Here is a 5,161-nt window from a genome sequence, read left to right as displayed (position 1 = left end):
ACAGTTCAAATACACTGTTTTGTACTCGTTGGCCATAGTCCAGGCAGGTCTTGGCGACACGACGAAGACGTCGGCGACCCTCGGCATCGGCGGTGGCCACATCTTAGGTCACGAGAACGTACATGGAAACCTCCCGAAAGAAAACACCGGCCTAACGCCAGAGGAATGGTGGGTACTCGTCGAGGTCGCCCCGCAGATGACGAGCCAAGAGCCGAGCTTGCAGGTGAATCAGCAGACCGACCGTGGTCTTCTCACCAAGAAATGGATGAGTGAGTTCATTTTGTTTGCGTTTTTGATATGTCGAGAGCACGGTCTTGCGGGTATCGTCGTCCATGACGACCGCTCCCGATTCACTCGTCCGAAACCCGTTGAGCGTGACTTGGCCGCGATTGATCAAGCTAAGAGCCACGCGGTCGGCGAGGAAAGGGCGAAGTTCTTCCATCAAATCGAGAGCCAACGACGGGCGACCAGGCCGGTCACGATGGAGGAAACCAACTTGCGAATCCAAACCGGCCGCTTCGGCGGCACTGCGGGCATCGTGGCTGAGCAAGCTGTAGATGAAGGACAGCAACGCATTGACCGGATCGAGAGGCGGGCGACGACTGCGGCCGTTCATCACAAATCCCTTGCCACCAAGCAAGTCGTTCCAAACACGAAAATAGGTGGCCGCTGCTTCGCCTTCGTAACCGCGAGCAGCATCGACGGTCTGGGCCTGCCGCGCTTCCCGCAGTGGGTTTTCCATGGAACGAGCGGCAGCTTGCAGGGAGTCTTTTGTCTGCGGGTCGGACGAATCGCGAGCACTTCGCAGCAGCACGCTCCGACAGTTCGCAATTTTCGCAGCGACAATATTGCGGGCGATAGCTGCAGATTGATCAGGATCGTCGGCGACGCGATATTGCGTTCGTCTGAGCAGCACGTTGCCAGGCGTGAAACCGACCACCCGCGCGAGCAACCGACCGTGTCGGCTCATCATCGAAACGGTTACGCCAGCTTCGGCACAGGCACCGAGTAACGCCGGGCTGGCTCCAACGCGTCCGAAGCAGACGATGCCGTCGAGATTGATCAAGGGCACCCGCAGTTTGGTTTCCTTCTCCACCTTCACGCGGACAGCTTGACCTTCCTTGGAAAGATAACTGCCATCGGTCACCACAAACAGCGTATTGAGATGCCGTTTCATCGTTGGCCCTTGCGTGATTCAAGAGTAGGACATGTCGGTCGTTGGACCGTGGGCTTCGAGATGTTTGTCAAATTGATTGTCCAGAAACTGCCGGACCCGACGTCGTCCGGTGGTCGCTTCGGGCAGACAGAGTTCGATCAGCGAACAGCTATCGCATTTCGGTTCGTAGATGGCGGGCGGAGTCGTGCCGGTTTCGATGAGTTCCCGCATGCGACTGACGGCGGTTGCGGTTTGCTCACGGAGCGGGCTGTCGAACAGGACTGTCGTACGACGTTTGCGTTGGCCGTAAAACAACGAACCGCTAACAATCGTCACGCCGAGCATCTCTTCTAGGCATATGGCTTGGGCACAAAGTTGCACCCGATCGGAACCGTCTTTTTTGGGCTTGCCGCGTTTGTACTCGATGGGCGTAATGCACCATGCAGTCCAATCGACTGTTTTGCCCTGGCCCCACTTTCGAAAGACGGCTGCCGGATTGGTCACCGAATCCGGCGGAGTGAATTCGACGACGTCCGACCGTCCAAACAATCCGAGCCGAAGCGATCGCAAGAGCAGTGACCGCACGATCCGCACGCGACCGCGGGTTTCGACGCGTTCGCTGTGCGTTTTCTCGTGCAGCACCTTGCCTTCCGCCGTCAACCGATTCTCCGCCCACAGCCGCTCAACGTGAATGAGCGCCGCCTGCCGTTCGCAAAACAACACGTGTTGCAAGGCGGAAATCGGAATGAGATCGTCTTCAGAATGCATAGGAGAACCACTTTCGATTCGTCAGATGCGTTTCTCGATTGTGATTCCTTCTGGAAGCTCCGACTCGTCGATTTTGACGGTGTAATCCTTTGCGGACCGAGTGGCGAGTTCGTCACCGTTGCTTCTCGTAATTGTCACTCGTTCGAACAATTTGTGAGCGGGAGCGTTGCCGAGTTTGGACTCGTGTTTAAAGACGACCAAACTTTGTGGCGACATCTCGCCTCGTGAGGCGGAGCGGTCGTGCTCGAACATTTGCTCCAGGGCTTTCCAGAATAGTTCCAGGTCGTCGCCGTTTTCATCGAAGCCGGTTTGGGCGGCGAGGTGTGGGTTGATGAAACCGTGCACGCGGTACAGTCCGTAAGGCACGGTGAACTTGCGACCCATCGTGCGGTTGTCACCGGATTGCTTCTCGGCTTCCTTTTCCGTCGTAACGGCACACCTTGTGACAGCGTGTTCCTGCGAGATGATTGGATCGATGCTGCGAGCAAAACCGAACTGAATCGGCCCGCGAACTTGGCCGCAGTTGACTTCGGTTGTCATGACGGCACCAAAGGCGCGAATATCGAAGAAATTGGTGCACATCCAGCGCGTGAGATTGCGATCTTCCTCGGCTTTGGTCGCCGCCTTGTCCTTCTTGGCGGCATCTTTCGCTCGGTTTTTAGGATCGATTTCTAGTGCCGAATAGGCCCGCTGATGTTGCTGGTTCAGCACAGCTTTTTCTTTGACATAAATTTCATACGGTGGTTGTTCTTTTTTGACGAGACCGACGAAGTTGCGAATCTTGCGTTTCAGGCACACATCAGTGACTAACCCCTGTCCGGTTTCCGGATCGATCCGCGGCAAATTCCCAGCATCGGGATCGCCGTTCGGATTGCCGTCTTTGACATCAAACAGGTACACGAAATCATAGCGGTGTTGCATCACTAGTTTTCCTCAGTTGTCGAGTTGTCTTTTTTAGTAAAGATGTCTTTGCGTTGGTGGTAATAGCCGACAGCAAACAGTCCTTGATCATTCAAATTCAGATGAGCGGGAAACCCATCGAGTCGATCCATGATTTCTTGGATTCGTTTCTCGTGGGTTAATCGATAGTCGCGGCGTTCGATCTTGCCGACATGGTGTTGGTTCATGCGAATCAGTCGTGGGAATACACCCGCCGGGCTCGCGGAAGCCGAACTGAAATAGCGATCTTTGATGGTCGCGTTGATGCCAGGAAGTGCTTCTTCCTGGGCTTTTTCCAACGCGGCGAACAACCGACCGAGATGATAAGCCGGTTCGGGACGCACGGGGTCTAGGGACACGGACAACTCCTTATCTTTGTTACGATTGAGGTACGCTTTGAGCATGGCCGCTCGCAGATAGTTCACCTGCCGATCGGCCCGAATCCGCCGCAAAACGGCGTGATAGAGCACATCAGGATAGTTTGCTCCACCGAGAATCGCCCGCATGAGCGCTCCGGAAAGCAGCGGCGGAATGTCTTTGGTTTCACGAGCGGTTTCCCGCAGGAGCTGCCAAAACGTTGGAAACTCCGGGTCGCGATCAGAGAGTCGTTCGACCTGCAGATCGTTAAAATGACGTCGCAGTCGGGATATCATTTCGTCGAGGTTGCTGACTTCCCAAAATCGAACCGAAACACGAGCGGCATTTGGCGAGAGACCAAGGATGTAGAAAGTCGTCTCCGGCTTGCCGAGTTCATCGGGATACGCACCGTTCGCAATCTGCTGTAGGACGGTCTGTACTTCGAGTTTTGTGGCTTCGTCTTCGGTTTCGTACCGTTCAATCAATCGACCAAAGAACTCTTCCGCCTTTGTGTGGGCATCGGTCCAGAAAACCGTGGACGCGTCGCCGATTTGAATTCGCTGACGGCTATCGCGTTGGAGGAGTGTGTTCAAGGCGGTGGCGTATTGGAACGCGGTGCGTTCGGAGACTGGGGCGTTGAAGCTTTGAGATTTGCCGTAAGATTCAAAAGCGTCGGCATTGAAGGAGACTAGCAAGGCTCCCGCACTTTGAGCACCGTTGACGCCTTTGATTTTCGGTTCATGCAATCGGGCAAGCGGTGAGGATTGGCCAGTCACAAGACACTGTCCCGTGACTTCGGATTGATTGTTGTCGGTGAATTGTCTTAGCCAATAGTCACGAATCTTTGGCCGCTCGTGGACGTATCCGGTTTGAGCACGGATCGCAAACACACCGAAACCGGTGGGGTTCTCGGTTAGTGTTTCATGATTTGCAGCCTCATCGGGATTCCACGATTCCAAGAACCGACAGACGGCGGAAAATTCGGGATCATCAATGTTCGCTTCAGCATTCAAATGTTGCCGGCGAAACTCTTCAAAACTCTGCTGCGTACGTTCGGGTTTGTTGTCATCCGGTTTATAACCCAGCATATAAGCGGCGTTGTCCCAGAGGAAACAGGGATTGATACCGGATCCGGATGGCTTGCTGTTGCCAAGCACGACGACCGATTTTGCGGTCTGGCGTTTGCCGTTGTCGTCACGCTCATCACGAATACCATGCAGAGTGCCATCGGGATTGAGGACGACACAGAAGGCGATATTCTGTCGACTAAACCCGAACTCTGCGATCTGAGAGTCCTGGTCCTGCACCATTCGTTGATAGTAGTCCGAGAGAGCTTGCAGAATCATTGGACAATCTCCGGCGAATCCAATGGCGGCACGCGGAGGACACCGTCGATCAGTTCGGCTTTGAAAAAGCTGGGCGTCATGTTGTCCGCAAAGTCGATATCGTGCAGCATCCAACCGAGGTCGCGAGTGATGGGGAGGGTTTCCAATTCTTCGTTGGGTTCGACCCATTCGAAATCGCAAGGGAACTCTCGACAACCTAGATAAGGGTGATGAAAACACTGTCCTTTCTTGGCCCGGCGTTTGAACATTTCGTAGTGTTTCTGCGGTGGGTCGTCGGTACTACGAAGCTCAAAGTGGGCCTCAATAACGTATTCCACGTCTCGCAGAATCGTGGCGGCGCGCTGCTGACGACTCTCTTCGATGTAAATCCCCATTCGCCCGCTGCCTGCTGACATCGCCTGTCGAGCTGACCGCTCAGGAATCTTCGAATCGACTTCATTCCGCCGGAGGTTCGTAAACCGAATCGGGCTGAGCACGTGAATCGCATCGATCACCCACCCGATTTGTGGCTTCCAATAAACTGCCTCCAAAACGCCCCGCGCCGCCGAGGGCGTCATCACGTCGTAACTGACCCGCTCGACTTTCATTTCGGGCC

Annotated in this window: 6 protein-coding genes; all 6 read right to left on the bottom strand. The window is 54.9% G+C overall.

Annotated elements, in window-relative coordinates; translation table 11 throughout:
* On the bottom strand, positions 1–100 hold a 100-nt coding region (gene cas2, locus AC5DDB_RS29775), incomplete at its 3' end, for a CRISPR-associated endonuclease Cas2 (RefSeq protein ID WP_491743412.1).
* Between the two features lie 51 nt (positions 101–151).
* The gene (gene cas1c / locus AC5DDB_RS29770) at positions 152–1,177 is read right to left on the bottom strand and encodes a type I-C CRISPR-associated endonuclease Cas1c (protein ID WP_491743411.1); all 1,026 of its coding nucleotides are present in this window, start codon (positions 1,175–1,177) and stop codon (positions 152–154) included.
* A gap of 18 nt (positions 1,178–1,195) precedes the next feature.
* Positions 1,196–1,924, bottom strand: coding sequence for a CRISPR-associated protein Cas4 (gene cas4 / locus AC5DDB_RS29765; protein WP_491743410.1), 729 nt, complete (start codon positions 1,922–1,924; stop codon positions 1,196–1,198).
* A 21-nt stretch (positions 1,925–1,945) separates the two neighbouring features.
* The gene (gene cas7c, locus AC5DDB_RS29760; protein WP_491743409.1) at positions 1,946–2,845 is read right to left on the bottom strand and encodes a type I-C CRISPR-associated protein Cas7/Csd2; all 900 of its coding nucleotides are present in this window, start codon (positions 2,843–2,845) and stop codon (positions 1,946–1,948) included.
* A 2-nt stretch (positions 2,846–2,847) separates the two neighbouring features.
* A complete protein-coding gene (gene cas8c / locus AC5DDB_RS29755) occupies positions 2,848–4,566 on the bottom strand; it encodes a type I-C CRISPR-associated protein Cas8c/Csd1 (protein ID WP_491743408.1) in 1,719 nt (572 codons plus the stop codon).
* Positions 4,563–5,161 (bottom strand): type I-C CRISPR-associated protein Cas5c (gene cas5c, locus AC5DDB_RS29750; protein WP_491743407.1); only part of this gene is annotated, 599 nt, incomplete at its 5' end. The genes cas5c and cas8c, both read right to left, overlap by 4 nt.

The sequence above is a fragment of the Thalassoroseus sp. genome, assembly GCF_984380535.1.
Note: the sequence above shows the minus strand (reverse complement) of the source record. Positions and strands in the feature narration are given on the sequence as shown.